This window comes from Streptomyces daqingensis, from assembly GCF_014645895.1.
GTDB classification, from domain to species: domain Bacteria; phylum Actinomycetota; class Actinomycetes; order Streptomycetales; family Streptomycetaceae; genus Streptomyces; species Streptomyces daqingensis.
In genome coordinates, this window is sequence record NZ_BMMP01000008.1 from 295322 (window position 1) to 312704 (window position 17383).

The window sequence follows — 17383 nt, forward strand, 5'->3', positions numbered from 1 at the left end:
CCCGCTCGGCCTCGCTCGCAGACTCGGCCGCGTGCCACGGCATGCCACCCGTGCGGAGCAGGAAGCCCCCGCGCTCAGAGCGTTTCGCTCCGGTCTCCGCGCGCTCGTGGCGAGGGCGGGACGTACGGCCGGACACCGGGATACCTTTGACTGAGTCAAAGACTGGGGGATGGACGATGCCGAAGGAAGCAGCCCGGGAGATGCGGGCGTTCAACCGCTTCTACACGAACCTCATCGGCGCACTCGACTACAGCCGCCACCTGCACACCCCGTACACCCTCACCGAGGCGCGCGTGCTGTACGAGCTGGTGCACTGCTCGCAGACGGACGCGGCGGACCTGCGGGCCGCGCTCTCCGTGGACGCCGGCCAGCTCAGCCGCATGCTCGGCCGGTTCGAGAAGCAGGGCCTCGTCCGGCGCGAACCCTCCACGCGGGACGGGCGGCGGCTGAGCGTCCGTCCGACGCCGCAGGGCCGGGAGGCCGCCGAGCAGCTGGAAGTGCGCTCGCAGCGGGCAGTGGAATCGCTGCTCGCCCGCGTCCCCGAACCCGACCGGGACACACTGACGGAGGCGCTGCGCACCGCCCGCGCCGTACTCGACGGGCGCGGCGCCGGGCGCACGAGCGCCGGGAGCGGGCGCCCGAGGACGAGCGTGCGGGCGCCCCGCCCGGGCGACCTGGGCTGGATCGTCGAACGCAACGCCGCCGTCTACGCCGACGAGTTCTCCTGGGACGGCACCTACGAGGCGCTCGTCGCCCGGATCGTCGCCGACTTCGCGGAGGGGCACGATCCGCAGCGGGAGGCCGCCTGGATCGCGGAGCTGGACGGGCGCAGGGCGGGCTGCGTCATGTGCGTCGCGGACGAGGCGCCGGGCACGGCACGCCTCCGGCTGCTGCTCGTCGACCCGGGGGCCCGCGGGCACCGCCTCGGGGACCGCCTCGTCGACGAGTGCGTCGGATTCGCACGAAGGGCGGGATACCGCGAGCTCGTGCTGTGGACGAACGACGTGCTCGCCGCCGCCCGCCGCATCTACCAGCGCGCGGGGTTCGAACTCGTCAAGGAGGAGCCGCACCGCAGCTTCGGCCACGACCTCGTGGGGCAGGACTGGCGCCTGCGGCTCTGAGCCCGCCCGCCGCGGTCTTCTTCTCAGCTCTTCCGACGTTCCAACTGCGGTCCGGCGGCCCGTAGTTGCCGGAACTCGACGGTGCCCGCGGCCGTCGCCGGCACCACATCTCCGTACGCCGGGCGGGTGACGGGAATCCGTGATCGTGCCCCGGACGAGGTAAACCCGTGCAGCGCCCTTCACAACGGGGAGAGTGACGCGCGACACTCGCCATCGCACCTTGACACGCAAGCCGCTCCTGAACACCGGCCAGCCGCCACGACCAGCGGAGGTAGGCACGTCATGTCACCTCAATCGTCACTGTCCGACGACCTGACGGCGGCCCAGCGCTGCCTCGACGAACTCACCCGAACCGTCGACCGCCTGGAACGCCAGGTCGGCACGGGGCTGGAGATCCGGCGCGTCCGGAGCGACGCCGAGCATCTGCGGGAGTCCCTGGCACTGCTGCGCGCTTCCTCACCTGCCGCAGGGGCGGCGAGCACGGTCCGCCCCGAGATGGTCACGATCCCCGACAAGCCGTACGACCACGTTCTGTGGTCGGACGTCGACGACGAGGGGGTGGGTGCGAAGGACCGGCACGCGCCGTGAGCCCCGCGCGGCCCCACTGACCCTGCCCGGCCACCACCGGGCAGGCAGGCCGGAGACCCCGGACGTCGGCCGTGGCCGCCGCACCAGCTATCAAGTCGCCCATACCGGAGAAACCGTTGGCCACTGGCACCCAACCCCAACCGAATACGAGCAGCGCGGGCAGCTCTGAGCCTGCGAGCACCTCACCCGGTGCGACCGGCACCGGAGGCGTGCGCACCGGCACGCGTGCCGCGATCGCCGAACGCCACCTGCGTACCGACAGGTGGTGGCTCGCCCCCGCGGGAACCGCGTTCGGCCTCTTCGCCTTCATCGTCTACTCGACGTGGCGGGCGTTCGCGAACGCCGACTACTACCACGCGCCGTACGTCTCACCCTTCTACTCCCCCTGCCTCGCGGAGAGCTGCGAGCAGATGCAGGGCGGGCCCAACTGGGCCCTCTTCGGGGAGTGGTGGCCGCTGTCGCCCGCGCTGATCATCCTGATCTTCCCGCTGGGCTTCCGGCTCACCTGCTACTACTACCGCAAGGCCTACTACCGCTCGTTCTGGGCCTCTCCCCCGGCGTGCGCGGTGGCCGAGCCGCACAAGAGCTACTCCGGTGAGACGCGCTTCCCCCTCATCCTGCAGAACCTCCACCGCTACTTCTTCTACGCCGCAGTCCTCGTCGCGGTCATCCTGACGTGGGACACCGTCCTCGGGTTCCGCAACGCGGACTACGAGTGGGGCCACATGGGCCTGGGCACGGTGGTGTTCCTCGTCAACATCGTGCTGATCTGGGCGTACACCATCTCGTGCCACTCGTGCCGGCACATCGTCGGCGGGCGGCTGAAGCACTTCTCGAAGCACCCCGTGCGTTACCGCATGTGGAGCGTGGTCGGACGGCTCAACGCCCGGCACATGCAGCTGGCGTGGGCGTCACTGCTGAGCGTGGGACTTGCCGATCTGTACGTCTACCTGCTGGCGACCGGTGCCATCACCGATCTGCAGCTCTTCTGACCACGCTTCTCTGAGAGGGATGCTCCACAAATGACGCAAGTCGAACGCCAGCAGTGGGATGTCGTCATCGTCGGCGCAGGCGGTGCGGGACTGCGGGCCGCGATCGAAGCACGTGAGCAGGGTCTGCGTACGGCCGTGATCTGCAAGTCCTTGTTCGGCAAGGCGCACACGGTGATGGCCGAGGGCGGCATCGCCGCCAGCATGGGGAACGCCAACGAGAGCGACAACTGGAAGGTCCACTTCCGGGACACGATGCGCGGCGGCAAGTTCCTCAACCACTGGCGGATGGCGGAACTGCACGCCAAGGAGGCCCCGGACCGGGTCTGGGAGCTGGAGACCTGGGGAGCGCTGTTCGACCGGACGAAGGACGGCCGGATCTCCCAGCGCAACTTCGGAGGCCACGAGTACCCCCGTCTCGCCCACGTCGGCGACCGCACGGGCCTGGAGCTGATCCGCACGCTCCAGCAGAAGACCGTCGCGCTCCAGCAGGAGGACTACAAGGAGTTCGGGGACTACGAGGCCCGCCTGAAGGTCTTCCAGGAGTGCACCGTCACCCGCATCCTCAAGTCGCCGGCCGAGGGCGGCGCCCCAGGGGAAGAGCGGGTCTCCGGCGTCTTCTGCTACGAGCGCGAGTCGGGCCGCTTCTTCGTCGTCGAGGCGCCTGCCGTGGTGCTGGCGACCGGCGGCATCGGCAAGTCGTTCAAGGTCACCTCCAACTCCTGGGAGTACACGGGCGACGGGCACGCACTGGCCCTGCTGGCCGGCGCCTCGCTGATCAACATGGAGTTCGTGCAGTTCCACCCCACGGGGATGGTCTGGCCTCCCTCGGTGAAGGGCATCCTCGTCACCGAGTCCGTGCGGGGTGACGGAGGCGTCCTCCGCAACTCCGACGGCAAGCGCTTCATGTTCGACTACATCCCCGACGTCTTCAAAGAGAAGTACGCGCAGTCGGAGAGCGAGGCCGACGGCTGGTACGAGGACCCGGCCAACCACCGGCGCCCGCCCGAACTGCTGCCCAGGGACGAGGTCGCCCGCGCGATCAACTCCGAGGTCAAGGCGGGCCGCGGCTCCCCGCACGGCGGCGTCTTCCTGGACGTCTCGACGCGCATGCCCGCCGACGTGATCCGCCGCCGCCTCCCGTCCATGCACCACCAGTTCAAGGAGCTGGCGGACGTGGACATCACGGCGGAACCCATGGAGGTCGGCCCCACCTGCCACTACGTGATGGGCGGCGTCGAGGTCGACCCCGACACGGCGGCCGCGGTCGGCGTCACCGGGCTCTACGCCGCGGGCGAGGTCGCGGGCGGCATGCACGGGTCGAACAGGCTCGGCGGCAACTCGCTCTCCGACCTGCTGGTCTTCGGTCGCCGCGCGGGCCTGCACGCCGCACAGTACGCGGCGGGCCTGAAGGACGCGCGGCCCGCCGTCAGCGAGGAGCAGATCGAGAGCGCCGCGTCCGAGGCCCTGCGCCCGTTCAGCGCCGCGGAGGTCCCCGACGGCGCGCCGGCGGAGAACCCGTACACCCTCCACCAGCACCTGCAGCAGTCCATGAACGACCTCGTCGGCATCATCCGCCGCGAGGAGGAGATGGCCCAGGCGCTGGAGCGGCTCGCGGAGCTGCGCGTACGGGCGACGTACGCGGGAGTCGAGGGGCACCGCCAGTTCAACCCGGGCTGGCACCTGGCGATCGACCTGCGCAACATGCTGCTGGTCAGCGAGTGCGTGGCGCGGGCGGCGCTGACGCGGACCGAGTCGCGCGGCGGTCACACCCGTGACGACTACCCCGCGATGGACCGCCAGTGGCGGCGCTCGAACCTCGTGTGCACCCTCGCCGACGAGCCGGTCTCCCTCGACGCCTCGACGGAGCCCGGCGAGGCCGCGGAGCGCGCCGAACGCGGCCGCATCGACCTGCACCGCCGCGACATGCCGCCGATCCGCGCGGATCTGCTGGAGCTCTTCGAGAAGGAGGAGCTGATCAAGTACCTGACGGACGAGGAGCTGACTACCTGATGAGCGCGGAGACGCATGCGGGCGAGGGCGCGGGCACACACACCCGCCCCGCCGCGGAGGACGCAGCCGGCACCGCTCCGGGAACCGGCACACCGGGTGCGGTCGCCGGCGGCGCACCGGACGCGACGAGCACCAGCTACACCGCGCACTTCCGGGTCTGGCGGGGCGACATCGACGGCGGCGGCCTGACGGACTTCGAGGTGGAGGTCCACGAGGGCGAGGTCGTGCTCGACATCGTCCACCGGCTGCAGGCGACCCAGGCACCCGACCTCGCCGTCCGCTGGAACTGCAAGGCGGGCAAGTGCGGCTCGTGCAGCGCGGAGATCAACGGACGCCCGCGTCTGCTGTGCATGACGCGGATGTCGGTCTTCGAGCGCACGGAGACCGTCACGATCACCCCGCTGCGCGCCTTCCCCATCGTGCGGGACCTGGTGACGGACGTGTCGTACAACTACGCCAAGGCCCGCGAGGTGCCGGCGTTCGTCCCGCCGCAGGACCTGGGGCCGGGCGAGTACCGCATGCAGCAGGAGGACGTGGAGCGCCCGCAGGAGTTCCGCAAGTGCATCGAGTGCTTCCTGTGCCAGGACACGTGCCACGTGGTGCGCGACCACGAGGAGAACAAGCAGGCGTTCGCCGGCCCGCGTTTCCTCATGCGCGTGGCGGAGCTGGACATGCATCCGCTGGACGCCGCCGAGGAGACGGGCCTGGACCGCAAGACGACGGCCCAGGACGAGCACGGGCTGGGCTACTGCAACATCACGAAGTGCTGCACCGACGTCTGCCCGGAGCACATCAAGATCACCGACAACGCGCTCATCCCGCTCAAGGAACGGGCAGCGGACCGCAAGTACGACCCGATCGTCTGGCTCGGGAACAAGATCCGCCGCCGTTCCTGAGCTCGTCCCCGGCCTCGCTCGTGAGGCCGGGGACGCGGGATCGTGACACGATGTGACAGCACGTGACGGGAGCTGTCGCGGAACCACTGCCGCGGGCAGCGGCTTTCCGCGGCGGCTCCCTTCGTGTGTTTCACGTGTGCTCGCCTGTGTTCAGCGCCACCTCCGCACCGCGCTGCGGCCGGAGCGGAGGGGTACCCGGCCGTCGGCGCCAGTGGTCGGACCAACGGCGTCGCCGTCTCCACGACACAAGGACCGTCCCGCTGTATACGCTGAACAGCTCCGGCGTACCGGATCCGGTGCACCGGGACCTCAGCATCCGCATCGTCCTTACCAGTGCAGAGGAACCGCGATGAGACGTCGGCACTTCCTGGGAACCGTGGGCAGCCTCGCCGTGGCGTACGGCGCCGGGCCGAGTTCCGCTCCCGCCCTGGCCGCCTCCTGGAACGGCTCCGGCTCCGGAGGGCCGCCGACAGTGACACCGGACGACCTCGAATTCCGGCCGCACCGTCTCCGCCCCGGCAGCCCGCACCGCGCGGGGCTGCTGCGCGGGCAGGTCGAGAAGATCGTCCCGGCGGCCGAGGAGTACATGCGTCCCGGCCCCGGGCGCCCCAACCCCTCGCACCCGGGCTTCGTGCTGCTCGCGGCCAGAAACGGCGTGGTCGTCGAGCACGAGGCCCGCGGCCACGCACTGCGCTACGCCAAGTGGGACGAGGCGACGCAGACGGCGCAGGAGCTGCCGCGCGAGCAGTGGGTCGGGATGCGCCGCGACACGATCTTCGACGTGGCGTCGGTCTCGAAGCTCTTCACCTCCGTCGTCCTCGTGAGCATGGCCGAGCGCGGCGAGATCGACCTGGACGCGCCGGTGAAGCGCTACCTCCCCGAGTTCACCGAGAGCGACCCCGCCAAGTCCGCGATCGTCGTCCGGCAGCTGGTGACGCACACCTCGGGCATGAAGGCCGACATGGACCTCCAGCCCTACCCGGACCGGGAGGCCCGGCTCGCCGCCGTCTACGCGTCGCCCCTCGACAACCCTCCCGGCGAGCACTACACCTACTCCGACCTCGGCCTCATCACGGCGGGCGAGCTCCTCGCGAAGGTGGCGGGCAAGGGCCTGGACGACCTCGTCGCCGAGATCGTCACCCGGCCGCTCGGGCTGGACGACACCGGCTACAACCCGCCGAAGTCGAAGCTGGACCGCGTCGCCGCGACCGAGTACATGCCATGGACGGGCAGGGGCATGGTCCGCGGCTCCGTGCACGACGAGAAGTCGTACTACCTGGGCGGCGTCGCCGGCCACGCGGGCGTCTTCTCCACGGCGTCCGACCTCGCCGTCTTCGGACAGATGGTGCTCAACGGGGGCACGTACGGCGGGCACAGGGTCCTCGGCGAGAAGTGGGTCCGGAAGATGCTCACCAACCAGAACCCGGGCATGGGCGCCGAGGCGGCCCGAGGGCTGGGCTGGCAGCTCGACCAGCGCTTCTACATGGACGCGATGACCTCCCCCGTCAGCTTCGGCCACACCGGCTACACCGGGCCCTGCCTGGTGGGCGACCCCGTCAGCGGCAGCCTCTTCGTCTTCATGGCCAACAGGGTGCATCCGACGCGTGAGTGGGGCACGGAGAGCGTCTACCGCCGCGCTCCCGCACGCCGCCTGGCGCGCGCCGTCCCCGTACGCCCGGCGGTCTCGCGGGCCTCCTGGTACTCCGGCCAGCGCGACGGGACGACCAGCACGCTGCGCGTCCCGCTGAAGGAGGCCGTCCGCAAGGACGCCTCGCTCACCTTCAGCCTCTGGTACGACACCGATCCCGCCGACGTGTGCACGCTCGAAGCCACCACCGGCACCGGCGGGGACGCGGAGTGGAAGGCCGTGCCGCTCCGCATGCGGGTGGAGGACCACCGCTGGCGCACCGACGGGGAGATCTCCGGCTTCTCGGGCCGCCAGTGGCTGCACGCCCAAGCGGCGCTGCCCGACGGTGTGACCGGTGTGCGCTGGCGCTACGTCAACGACGAGGACCAGCAGGGCCGGGGCGTCTACCTCGACGACGTCCGCGTACTCGCGGGCTCCCGCCCCGTGTTCATGAGCGTCCGGCCGCGCGACAACGCCCGTGTCGAGGCCGACGGCTGGGAGCTCTCCGGGAACTAAGGCCGCTCGCCGGGGCCGTCCGCCGTGCGGGCGGGCGGCTCCGCGGGCCCGACCGGCGGACTCAGCCCCGGGAGCGAGCCCGTCCGGGCGGCGCCCGGTGAGCCGGTGGCGGCGCGCGGGCGCCGTCAGAAGAGGCTGAGCAGCGCCTCTGTCGGGTCGACGGGCTTGGAGTCCCGCCCGGGACGGGCGAGTTCGAACCAGACGGTCTTCCCCCGGTGCGTCCGCCTGCTCCCCCACGCGGTGCTCAGCAGCCCGACAAGCTGAAGGCCCCGTCCACCCTCGTCGGTCACCTGAGCGCGGCGCCGACGGGGCTGGACGAGGCCGGAGTCCCATACCTCGCACACGAGCGTGCGGTCCAGCAGCAACCGTATTCGTATGTCGCCTTCGCCATGCCGGAGCGCGTTCGTCACCAGCTCGCTGACGAGCAGCTCCGCCGTGTCCGCGAGCCCGTCCAGGTCCCATGCGCCGAGCTGCTCGCGGGTCAGCTCGCGTGCGCGGGCGACCGAGCGCGGTTCTGCCGACAGCGTCCAGTCTCCGACCGCGCCGTCCGGCAGCCCCTGCACCCTGGCCACCAGCAGGGCGATGTCGTCCTCGCCGTGGTGGACGTTGAGGGTGGTGAGCACCCGGTCCGCGACGTTCTCGAGTTCCTCCGTGGCGTCGGTGAGGGCCGCGCGCAGCGCGCCCAGCCCCTCGTCGATGGGGTGTTCGCGCGACTCGACGAGGCCGTCGGTGTAGAGCGCGATCATCGCGCCGTCCGGCAGTTCGGTCTCGATCTCCTCGAAGGGCTCGCCGCCGACCCCGAGCGGCACGCCCTTGGGGACCTCGATCATCAGCGCCGACTCGCCCGGTTCGACGAGCACGGGCGGCAGATGCCCGGCGTTGGCGATGGTGCACCGGCGGGAGACGGGGTCGTACACGGCGAAGATGCACGTCGCGAGGTAGACCTCCGCCAGGTCGTCGCCGCCGCGCTGGGAACCGGGAGCGTCGCCGAGGCCGCGGGCGATCTCGTCCAGCGCACCGAGCACCTCCGCCGGCTCCATGTCCGTGGTGAGGGCCAGCGTCCGTACGGCGGTGCGCAGTTCGCCCATGGCGACGGCCGCGCGCAGGCCCCGCCCCATCACGTCGCCGACGACGACGGCGGTGCGGTGCCCAGGGAGTTCGATCACGTCGAACCAGTCGCCGCCCACCTCGGTCGCCGGGTTGCCCGGCAGGTAGCGGCAGGCGATCTCCAGTCCGGCCGCCTCCGGGTCGCCCGGCGGGAGAAGGCTCCTCTGGAGGATCAGCGCCCGTTCGTGCTCCCTGCGGTAGAGCCGGGCGTTGTCGATGCAGACGGCGGCGCGGGAGGCGAGTTCGGCCGCGAGGGCCGCGTCGCGCTCGCCGAACGGCTCGCTGCCCTTGACCCGGGAGAACTGGACGAGCCCCAGCACCCGGTCCCTGGCGACCATCGGCACGGCGAGCGTCGACTGCACGACGGCGCCGAACTGCAGCGGCACCGTGCCGTCCTGGCCGGGTATGTACTGAACCCGCCCGCTGCGCAAGGCGTTCGCGCACGGAGTGTGGAAGGGGTAGCAGTGCGTCGCACCGACCGACACCGGGCTCGACACGCTGGTGGAGCCCGCGCCTTCGCGGGCGAGCGAAGGGGGCGCCTCGGACACCGAGCTGGCGAATCCGACGCGGCGCAGCTCGCCGCTGCCGTCACCGGGGCCGACGGGCCGCGGTTCGTCGCCGGCGAGGACGTCCATGTACAGGTCGACCGACGCGAGGTCGCAGAACTGCGGGACGCCCACGTCCAGCAGTTCTCGTGCCGTGGTCTCGAGGTCGAGCGAGTTGCCGATGCGTGCCCCCGCCGCGTTGAGCAAGGCGAGAGCGCGGCGAACGTCGTCCGGCTTGCCTGCCGCCTCCACAGGGATATCGCTCAACGCCGCCCCTTCCCGTGACCAGTGTGGCACCGGTTCCGAGCAGTGTGGCAGGCGTACGGCACCCGGAACACGCTCTTCCCGATCGCTGCACAGATTTCCGCAGTTCCTGTCGGTTCCCACAAACCGTGCGGCCCCACACCTCCGTGCGATCTCCCCCCTGACATCCGCAGGGACACCAGACTCCTAACCCGGCCAGGGGTGTTCGAACCATTTTGTGCTCGGGCGCACATCGGCAGCAGGGGTGCGGAAGAAAGCTGAACCAGCCGCGCAAGCGCACAAGAACGGCACGGTGCCTGACGGGCGGTCTTCCCCGATGTGCCGTACGCCCCGAACACCCCTCAGGGCAGGGCGATCTCGAACCAGACGGTCTTGCCCATGGGGCCGTGCCGCGTCCCCCAGCGCCGCGCCTCCCTGGCCACGAGACGGATACCGCGACCGCCTTCGTCGTCGGGCAGCGCGCTGCGCTCCCGCGGAGGATCGGGAAGCGGGTCGGAGACCTCGACGAGCAGCGAGCTTCCACGCACCATGCGCACGCCGATCGGACCGTGCGCGTACCGCATCGAGTTGGTGACCAGCTCGCTCACGAGCAGAACACTCGTGTCCTCCAGCGGTTCCAGCCCCCACTCGCGCAACGTCCTGCGGACCACCTCGCGGGCCCGGCGCACCGCGTAACTCTCGGCGGGGAACGTCCAGGAGGCGGCGCTCCCCTGCGGGAGGCCACCGAGTTTCGCCATCAGCAGGGCGACGTCGTCGATGGGCTGGGCGGCCGTCCTGCCGTCCAGGTCGCCGATGACGCTGTCGCAGGCCTCCTCCAGCGTGGCGGGGGTCTCCGGGTCCTCCCCCGCGGGGCCGCCGGACAGCATCGCGCACAGCCGGTCGATGCCCTCCGTGATGTCCTCGCCCCGCGCCTCGATGAGCCCGTCCGTATAGAGGATCAGCACGGAGCCCTCGACCACTTCGAGGTCGTAGGACTCGAACGGGACACCGCCGACGCCGAGCGGTGCCCCCGAGGGAAGGTCGAGCGAGTGCGCCTCCCAGCTGCCGTCGGCAGTCTCGGTGAGCAGCAGGGGAGGCGGGTGACCCGCCTTGGCGAGGCTGCACCGGCGGGTCGAGGGGTCGTAGACGGCGTACACGCAGGTCGCGATGAGCGGCTCGTCAGGGGTCTGGACGAAGTCGTCGGCCAGGTCGTTGACCCGCCGCAGCAGCTCGTCCGGCGGCAGGTCCAGGCCCGCGAGCGTCCGTACCGCCGTACGCATCCGCCCCATGGTCACGGCCGCGTGCAGCCCGTGCCCCATCACGTCGCCGACGACGAAGGCGACCCGGCCGCCGGCCAGCGGGATGACGTCGAACCAGTCGCCGCCGACCTCGGTGCCGCTGCTGCCGGGCACGTACCGGTAGGCGACGCGGACGCCGGGTGGCTCGGGCACCCGCTGCGGCAGCAGGCTGCGCTGGAGCATGAGGGCCCCGGCCCGTTCACGCGCGTAGAGCCGGGCGTTGTCGAGGGAGATGCCGGCGCGGTCGGCCAGCTCCATGGCCAGTGCTATGTCGTCCCGGTTGAACTGGTCGCGCCCTTCCGCACGGCTGACGACCAGCAGCCCCAGCACGACTCCGCGGGCGCGCAGCGGCACGGCCATCAGCGAGTGGACGCCGAGGTCGAGGGCCGCCTGCATCTTCGGGTCGCCCGGGTAGGTGGCCGCCAGCAACTCCCGCGGGGAGGACGCGAGATGGGGAACGCCGGTCGCGAGCGTACGGCCGAAGAAGGAGTCCGCGAGAAAGGGGACGTCCTGGCCCACGCGGAGCATCCGGTTGACCGTCGGGCTCTCCTCGCGGGCCGCCACGCCGAGCTGGAAGAGCGGCGTACCCGTCAGGAGCTCGATGTCGGGCAGGTCGCCGCCGTGCGCGGCGGCACCGATCAGCATGACGCCCGCGTAGTCGGCGAGGCGGGGCACGAGGCTGGAGGCGAGTGCCTGCGAGATGGCCGTCACGTCGAACCGGTCCGCGAGGCCGACGCCGACGTCGTCGAGGAGCGCCAGCCGCTCCCGCGCCGCCTCGATCTTCTCCAGGGCCTCGCGCCGTTCCGTGATGTCCATGATCACGCAGCTCACGCCGAGCACTTCGCCCTTGTCGCTGGTGAGCCTGCTGTAGGACACGGAGCGGGAACCGGGACCGTCGGGCGCCGGCATCACGACGTCCACGACGGGCTCGCCGGTCTCCAGCACGGTCGACTGGACCGCCGAGACCTCCTCCGCCATCCACGGGGGGAAGACCTCGCCGACCTCCTTGCCGAGGTGCTGCTCGGGAGGGAGCTGATCGAGCCTCGCCAGCGCGTCGTTGACGCGCACGAACCGCTTGTCGTTGTCGAAGAGCGCGATGCCGAGCGGGGAGGAGGCGAAGAGCGCGTCGAGAGCCGCGAGGTCGTGTTCGACGGAGCGGAGCCTGCTCGTCTCGACGATGTTGGCCAGCACGACGGGGCGGTCCGCGGTGTCGTACAGGAGCGAGACCCTGCCCTCGACGGCGACGCGGTGACCGGCGCTGTGCAGGATGTTCATCGTGCCGCGCCAGCGGCGTTCGCGCTTGAGGGCTTCGTCGCGCTTGCGTTCGCCCTCCCCGTATCCGTCCTCGAGGAAGTCCTGGATGCGGTGCCCTATGACCTGCTCGGCGCGCCAGCCGAGGATCTCCTCCGTCATCGGGTTCCAGAGCAGGATTCGTCCGTTCCCGTCGAGCATGACGGTCCCGACTCGGAGGGTGTCGAGGATCGAGGCCACTCCCTCGGAGGGTCCTGTGCTCACACCGCCCACGTCCCTGATCGGGTAGCTGACTCACCCGGGCATTCCGGATGAGTAGGACTTAATAGTCCATATACCCGATTTTGGGCCTAGTCAGGCGTACTCGCCGCTCGCGCACGTCACAGGCTCGACCAGATAGCGGGCGCCGCCGTTGCCCTCCACGGGCCTCTCCTCGGCCGCGCGCTCCCCGTGGCCGGAGAGGCGGTCGGCGACGCGCTGCGCTTCCGTCCGGGTGGAATAGCCGCCGACGCGGTATCTGTGGCCGTCGCCGTCCTCGCGTATGACGTGCCAAGGCAGTGCCGCCTCGCCGTCCGCGTTCACCCTTCGCATATGCCGCAGCTTACGCCCGGCATTCACTCAGCGCATTCGGCTTTGCACGAAGAGGTACGATTTTCGGCCATGCGTCCGCCCTGGCTCCTCGGCGATCCACCCGGAGCGCCGAAAGGTGCCGAAAGGGACAGCCGGGGCCCGCGAGGGCCCCTCCGGCGTCATTTCACGGGCAGGTGGTACGAGACCCGGAACCGGTCCGCCGGGACGACCACGTCGGCCGTCTCGACCGGGCGCCCGCCCGCGAAGAACGTTCGGGTAACGACCAGGACCGAGTGCCCCGGAACGCCGCCCAGGTCGATCATCTCCTCCGCCAGCCCCGGGCGGGCACCGACCTCCTCCACGACGTTGTCCACCACGACGTCGATGGCGGCCATGCGCTCCACGACCCCCTTGCCGCCGAGCGGCCCGTCCTCGGGCAGCACCACCGGCGTACGCCCTGTCACCGCGAGCGGCTCCCACGAGGTGGAGATCATCGAGGGCTCGCCCTCGACCCTGAAGACGTACCGCGTGCGCATCACGCGGTCGCCGGCCTCGATGCGCAGCCGCTCCGCGACGAGGGGGCTGGCCTCCTCCTGCTCGCTGCGCGACTCCCAGGTGCCCTTCACGTCCTCGTCGGACTGCTCCTGACGGAAGGGCGAGGACTCGCCCAGCGCGCGGTAGCCGGTACGGGAGACGCGGCGCGGCACCGGGTGCTCCCGGACGTAGGTGCCCGATCCGGAGCGGCCCTCGACGAGGCCCTCCGCCATGAGCACCTTGCGGGCCTCCAGCGCGACGGTGTCGGATACGCCGTACGCAGCCCGGATCTTGGCCTGGGAGGGCAGCCGGGTGTGGGGCGGAAGATCGCCTTCGACGATCTTCTGGCGAAGATCCCCGGCGACGCGCAGATAGGCGGGCTGTTCACCGAATGGCACGAGTGCCCTCCCCGTTCCCGAGAGTCACGACAAGTAGTCAAAGTTGACAATGGGCAACAGCTTGGCAACTCACCGTTGAGGCTCGCAACGTACACCCAGAGTTTCACCCGAAGTGATGAGTAGCTGCTCAGAGCCTCCACACAAGGCCCTGAAGCGTTCACATTCGGGGGGCGCGGAGGCCCGGGAGAGCACCCCTTCGGGAGCGTCCGGAAGCACCCTCCGACGCAGGGGATTCCGGACCGGGAACCGGAGCCGGGCGGCGGCGGACGGCCGCGAACGGGAAGCGGGAGCTCCGCCTCGGACGGGGGCTCACAACCGGACCCGCCGCCTCAGGGGCGCCGCCCCGCGGGCCGCCGAGTACCGGCACCGCCGGGCCGTCCCGCATACGGAGTCCGCGCCGCAATGCGAGAGGCCCCGCTTCGACGGCGCCCGCCGCCGCAACCGGAACGGAACGTGACGGCGCACCAGGGCACATCGGGGGTTTCGCCCCACTTCACCGTCGCTCTCCGTGCGATGGCGGCGCTTCCTCAGTGAGGCCGAAAAAGAGCTACTTGTGAGTACCCCCTACTCGCGACCCGCCGCACAGCGGCGAGTCAGCTCGGCCGGTGCGGTGGTGAACTGCCGGTGGAGCCGCGGAACACCTCCCGAACGGTCCCGCCGCCGCACTACCGATGACCGTTCGACGTGCACAAGGAGACGAGCAATGCGTCTTCCCCTCAGGCTCTGGGCCGCGAGCACAGCCCCGCCGCGTGCAGTCTGGTGATCACCGGCTGCGGTCCTGGGGCACCGGCGCCGAAGAGCCCTCCGGAAGCCCTGCTTCGGCTTCCGCTCCGGCGAACTCCGGTGCCACGGAAAGGGGTTCGCAGGGTGACGGGGCAAAGGGGAGCGCCGGGGGCGGCTCCGGCACGGACGGCGGGACCGGGGGCGGGGAGGGGAACCACAAGCCCGACGCGCCTGCCCGCACCGAGAAGACCGCCTCGGTCGTCATCAGGTCGGTCAGGGGCTCGGGGGAGGCCGCGATCCAGCTGGTGAACAACTGCCGCAACCTGCACGGTCTTCGACGCGCCGGAGGTCGTGCTGAAGACGTCCGACGACGAGGTCCTCGACTCCGAGCCCGGCACCGACGAGAAGCAGAGTGCTCCGCTCGTCCGTCTCGCCCCTCGCGGAGGTGTCGCCACCGCGGATCTCACCTACGGCGGCGGCTCCGTCAGCGAAGGCGGAACCCAGGCCGAGACCAGGTGCGGCAAGGAGGCGACGTCGGCCGAGGTGTCGGACAAGGACGCGACCTGGCAGGCGGAGATCCGCTCCGGCGAGGCGGGCAACGCGGACTCGGTGCCCGGCCGGCTGATCGTCTGCGGCCCGGAGGCCACGGTCACGGCGTTCCAGGAGTGAGCACGGGCCGGGCGTGACGCCCGGCGGGTCCGGCCGCGGTCGGTGCCGTCCGGGGGCGGCACCATGCACCGGGCGGGGCCTCCTCCGGCGGGGCCACCGGTCCGCGGCGCGCAGGAAGAGTAGTGATTCCTCATGCGCTCGCGCCGGACCCGTTCGAGAATCCTCGCGGCCGTACGGAGGGCCCCGCTGTCGACCAGGCGGGGCCCTCCGCTCCGGCCGTGCCCCGGCGGCGGTGCGATCCGGCGGTCCCGCCGCCACCGGGGCTGTTCCAACGGGGGTGCCCCCGCCTACGTACTGCGCCGCGCGGCGATCGCGGGGCGCGGGCGGCGCGGCTGCCGCGCAGGAGCCCCCGCACCGACCGGGCGGGGCCGAAGTCCCAGCGAACGCGCCGGCGTTCGAGCGAGGAGTGATGAACGGTGTCGGTTTCCCGCAGGAAGTTGTTCGCGTTCGCAGCGGCGGGCGTCGCCGCCGCGGCGATCGATCCCGGTGGGGTGGGCCGTGCCGCGCAGGCCGCCGCCGGCCTCGTCTCTCCCGGTGGACCGCGGGCACAGGCCGGTGGCGGGGCGACGCTCAGCAGGACCGTCCTGCCAGGTACGCCGGACGCCAAGGGCTACCGCAAACTCATCGAGGCCGCCGGGGAGAAACACCTCCCGCGCACCGACATCACCACTGTGCGCCCCGACAAACCCCAGCCCCTCGCGGCGTTCGGGCACCTCAGCGACCTCCACGTCATCGACGACCAGTCCCCCTCACGCGTGGAATTCCTCGACCGCTACAACGACGACCCCGACTCCGGCTACCCCTTCAACTCCGCCTACCGCCCCCACGAATTCCTCTCACTCCACCTCGTCGACGCCATGTGCCGCTCCCTCAGACAACTCACCGAAGGACCAGCCACCAAACTCCCCCTCACCTTCACCGTCGTCACCGGCGACGCCGTCGACAACGCCCAACTCAACGAAACCCGCTGGTACATCGACCTCCTCGACGGCGGCAAAACCATACGCGCCGACTCCGGCACACCCGACCGCGACGAAAGCGTCGCCAACGGCACCTTCGGCAAAGACCCCCACTACTGGCGCCCCGAAGAACCCGCCCAGAACGGCAACAAGTACAGCGACCGCGGATTCCCCCAGATCCAGGGACTACTCGACGCGGCACGCCGCCCCTTCACCTCCACCGGCCTGGGCATGCCCTGGTACGCCGTCTACGGCAACCACGACGTCATGGTGCAAGGCAACATCCGCACCGACACCGACCTGCCCTTCGTCGGCTCCCTCAAAGAACACACCGTCAACGGGAGCAAATGGACACAAGGCCCCGAACTCCCCGACAAACTCGAAGACCTGGACCTGCTCGACATCATCAAAGCCGTCTTCGACGGCATCGACTCCGAAGGCGTCACCGCCGACCCTGGACGCCGCCTGCTGACACCCGCCGAATTCATCGAGGAACACCAGCGCACAAGCGGACTACCCGTCGGACACGGCTTCGAAGCCGGCAGCGACAAGACCTATTACGTCTTCCCCGCCCAGGAGAAAGACCCCATCCGCTACATCACCCTCGACACCACCAACCCCGCCGGACTCACCAACATCCACAACAACGCCGACGGCGGCATCGACGAAGACCAGTTCACCTGGCTGGAAGAACAACTCAAAACCTTCAGCAGCACCTACTTCACCGACTCGGGCAACCCCGTCCGGCAACAGGACGTCGAAGACCGGCTCATCGTCCTCTTCTGCCACCACACCCTCGCAACCATGACCAACACCGCGGACGACCACCGCTCCGGAGACGAACTGCGAGCCCTGCTGCTGCGCTTCCCCAACGTCATCCTCATCGCCAACGGCCACACCCACCGCAACGAGATCACCCCCCACACCCGCCCCACCGACCACACCAAACCCGGCGGCTTCTGGGAAGTCTCCGCCGCCGCCCACATCGACTGGCCGATCCAAAGCCGCATCATCGAAATCACCGCCGGCAGCGACACAGCAGGCAAAGAAGCCCTCGCCATCTTCACCACCGTCCTCGACATCGACGCACCCCTCAGCAACAACGGCACGCTGGACAACCCCAAGGCACTGGCCTCCCTCGCACGCGAACTAGCCGCCAACGACATCCAAGTCGACGACTCACACAGAGGCGACGAAGACGACCGCAACGCCCAACTCCTCCTCCCCGCACCCTTCCCCCTCCCCGCCCCCACCACGAAACCCCACAAAGCACCCACAGGCCGCGGCGGATCCCGTCGCGCCGCCGGTGAGGAGCCCGCCCTGTCCCGGTGATGGC

At 70.7% G+C, this 17383-nt stretch carries 12 protein-coding genes; 8 read left to right on the forward strand and 4 right to left on the reverse strand.

Annotated elements, in window-relative coordinates:
* The first annotated feature begins 176 nt into the window (after positions 1-176).
* The 6 genes from IEY56_RS14415 (at position 177) to IEY56_RS14440 (ending at position 7750) form a co-directional block, all read left to right on the forward strand.
* Positions 177-1121 carry a bifunctional helix-turn-helix transcriptional regulator/GNAT family N-acetyltransferase gene (locus IEY56_RS14415; protein WP_189037552.1) on the forward strand — a complete coding sequence of 315 codons (945 nt, stop codon included), beginning with the start codon at positions 177-179 and terminating at the stop codon, positions 1119-1121.
* Between the two features lie 282 nt (positions 1122-1403).
* The gene (locus tag IEY56_RS14420) at positions 1404-1709 is read left to right on the forward strand and encodes an Rv0250c family protein (RefSeq protein WP_189037553.1); all 306 of its coding nucleotides are present in this window, start codon (positions 1404-1406) and stop codon (positions 1707-1709) included.
* Between the two features lie 116 nt (positions 1710-1825).
* Entirely contained in the window at positions 1826-2701 is an 876-nt protein-coding gene (gene sdhC / locus IEY56_RS14425; RefSeq protein WP_373292087.1) for a succinate dehydrogenase subunit SdhC, read from the forward strand.
* Between the two features lie 30 nt (positions 2702-2731).
* On the forward strand, positions 2732-4711 hold the full coding sequence (locus IEY56_RS14430; protein ID WP_189037555.1) for a fumarate reductase/succinate dehydrogenase flavoprotein subunit: 1980 nt from the start codon (positions 2732-2734) through the stop codon (positions 4709-4711).
* Positions 4711-5607 (forward strand): succinate dehydrogenase/fumarate reductase iron-sulfur subunit, encoded by an 897-nt coding sequence (locus IEY56_RS14435; protein WP_229711883.1) that lies wholly within the window; start codon positions 4711-4713, stop codon positions 5605-5607. The genes IEY56_RS14430 and IEY56_RS14435 overlap by 1 nt, the downstream gene beginning before the upstream one ends.
* A 349-nt stretch (positions 5608-5956) precedes the next feature.
* Positions 5957-7750: a serine hydrolase domain-containing protein gene (locus IEY56_RS14440; RefSeq protein WP_189037556.1), complete on the forward strand. Its 1794-nt coding sequence runs from the start codon at positions 5957-5959 to the stop codon at positions 7748-7750.
* Positions 7751-7875: 125 nt separating this feature from the next.
* Here the strand turns inward: IEY56_RS14440 and IEY56_RS14445 are convergent, their stop codons facing one another.
* The 4 genes from IEY56_RS14445 to IEY56_RS14460 form a co-directional block, all read right to left on the reverse strand.
* Positions 7876-9669: an ATP-binding SpoIIE family protein phosphatase gene (locus IEY56_RS14445; protein ID WP_189037557.1), complete on the reverse strand. Its 1794-nt coding sequence runs from the start codon at positions 9667-9669 to the stop codon at positions 7876-7878.
* A gap of 338 nt (positions 9670-10007) precedes the next feature.
* Positions 10008-12458: a SpoIIE family protein phosphatase gene (locus tag IEY56_RS14450; RefSeq protein ID WP_229711884.1), complete on the reverse strand. Its 2451-nt coding sequence runs from the start codon at positions 12456-12458 to the stop codon at positions 10008-10010.
* A 90-nt stretch (positions 12459-12548) separates the two neighbouring features.
* Positions 12549-12785, reverse strand: a complete 237-nt coding sequence (locus tag IEY56_RS14455) for an SPOR domain-containing protein (protein WP_189037559.1) — start codon at positions 12783-12785, stop codon at positions 12549-12551.
* A 158-nt stretch (positions 12786-12943) separates the two neighbouring features.
* Positions 12944-13696 carry a GntR family transcriptional regulator gene (locus tag IEY56_RS14460; RefSeq protein WP_189037560.1) on the reverse strand — a complete coding sequence of 251 codons (753 nt, stop codon included), beginning with the start codon at positions 13694-13696 and terminating at the stop codon, positions 12944-12946.
* A gap of 1074 nt (positions 13697-14770) precedes the next feature.
* On the opposite strand from IEY56_RS14460, the gene IEY56_RS14465 reads away from it, so the two are divergent.
* Positions 14771-15088, forward strand: coding sequence for a hypothetical protein (locus tag IEY56_RS14465; RefSeq protein ID WP_189037561.1), 318 nt, complete (start codon positions 14771-14773; stop codon positions 15086-15088).
* Positions 15089-15504: 416 nt separating this feature from the next.
* Positions 15505-17379: a TIGR03767 family metallophosphoesterase gene (locus IEY56_RS14470; RefSeq protein ID WP_189037562.1), complete on the forward strand. Its 1875-nt coding sequence runs from the start codon at positions 15505-15507 to the stop codon at positions 17377-17379.
* The last annotated feature ends 4 nt before the right edge of the window (positions 17380-17383 follow it).

What these genes read in the sequence shown, in the direction of transcription:
- IEY56_RS14415 (WP_189037552.1), top strand. Translation starts at nt 177, where the DNA reads ATGCCGAAGGAAGCAGCCCGGGAGATGCGGGCGTTCAACCGCTTCTAC.
- IEY56_RS14420 (WP_189037553.1), top strand. Translation starts at nt 1,404, where the DNA reads ATGTCACCTCAATCGTCACTGTCCGACGACCTGACGGCGGCCCAGCGC.
- IEY56_RS14430 (WP_189037555.1), top strand. Translation starts at nt 2,732, where the DNA reads ATGACGCAAGTCGAACGCCAGCAGTGGGATGTCGTCATCGTCGGCGCA.
- IEY56_RS14435 (WP_229711883.1), top strand. Translation starts at nt 4,711, where the DNA reads ATGAGCGCGGAGACGCATGCGGGCGAGGGCGCGGGCACACACACCCGC.
- IEY56_RS14440 (WP_189037556.1), top strand. Translation starts at nt 5,957, where the DNA reads ATGAGACGTCGGCACTTCCTGGGAACCGTGGGCAGCCTCGCCGTGGCG.
- IEY56_RS14455 (WP_189037559.1), bottom strand. Translation starts at nt 12,785, where the DNA reads ATGCGAAGGGTGAACGCGGACGGCGAGGCGGCACTGCCTTGGCACGTC.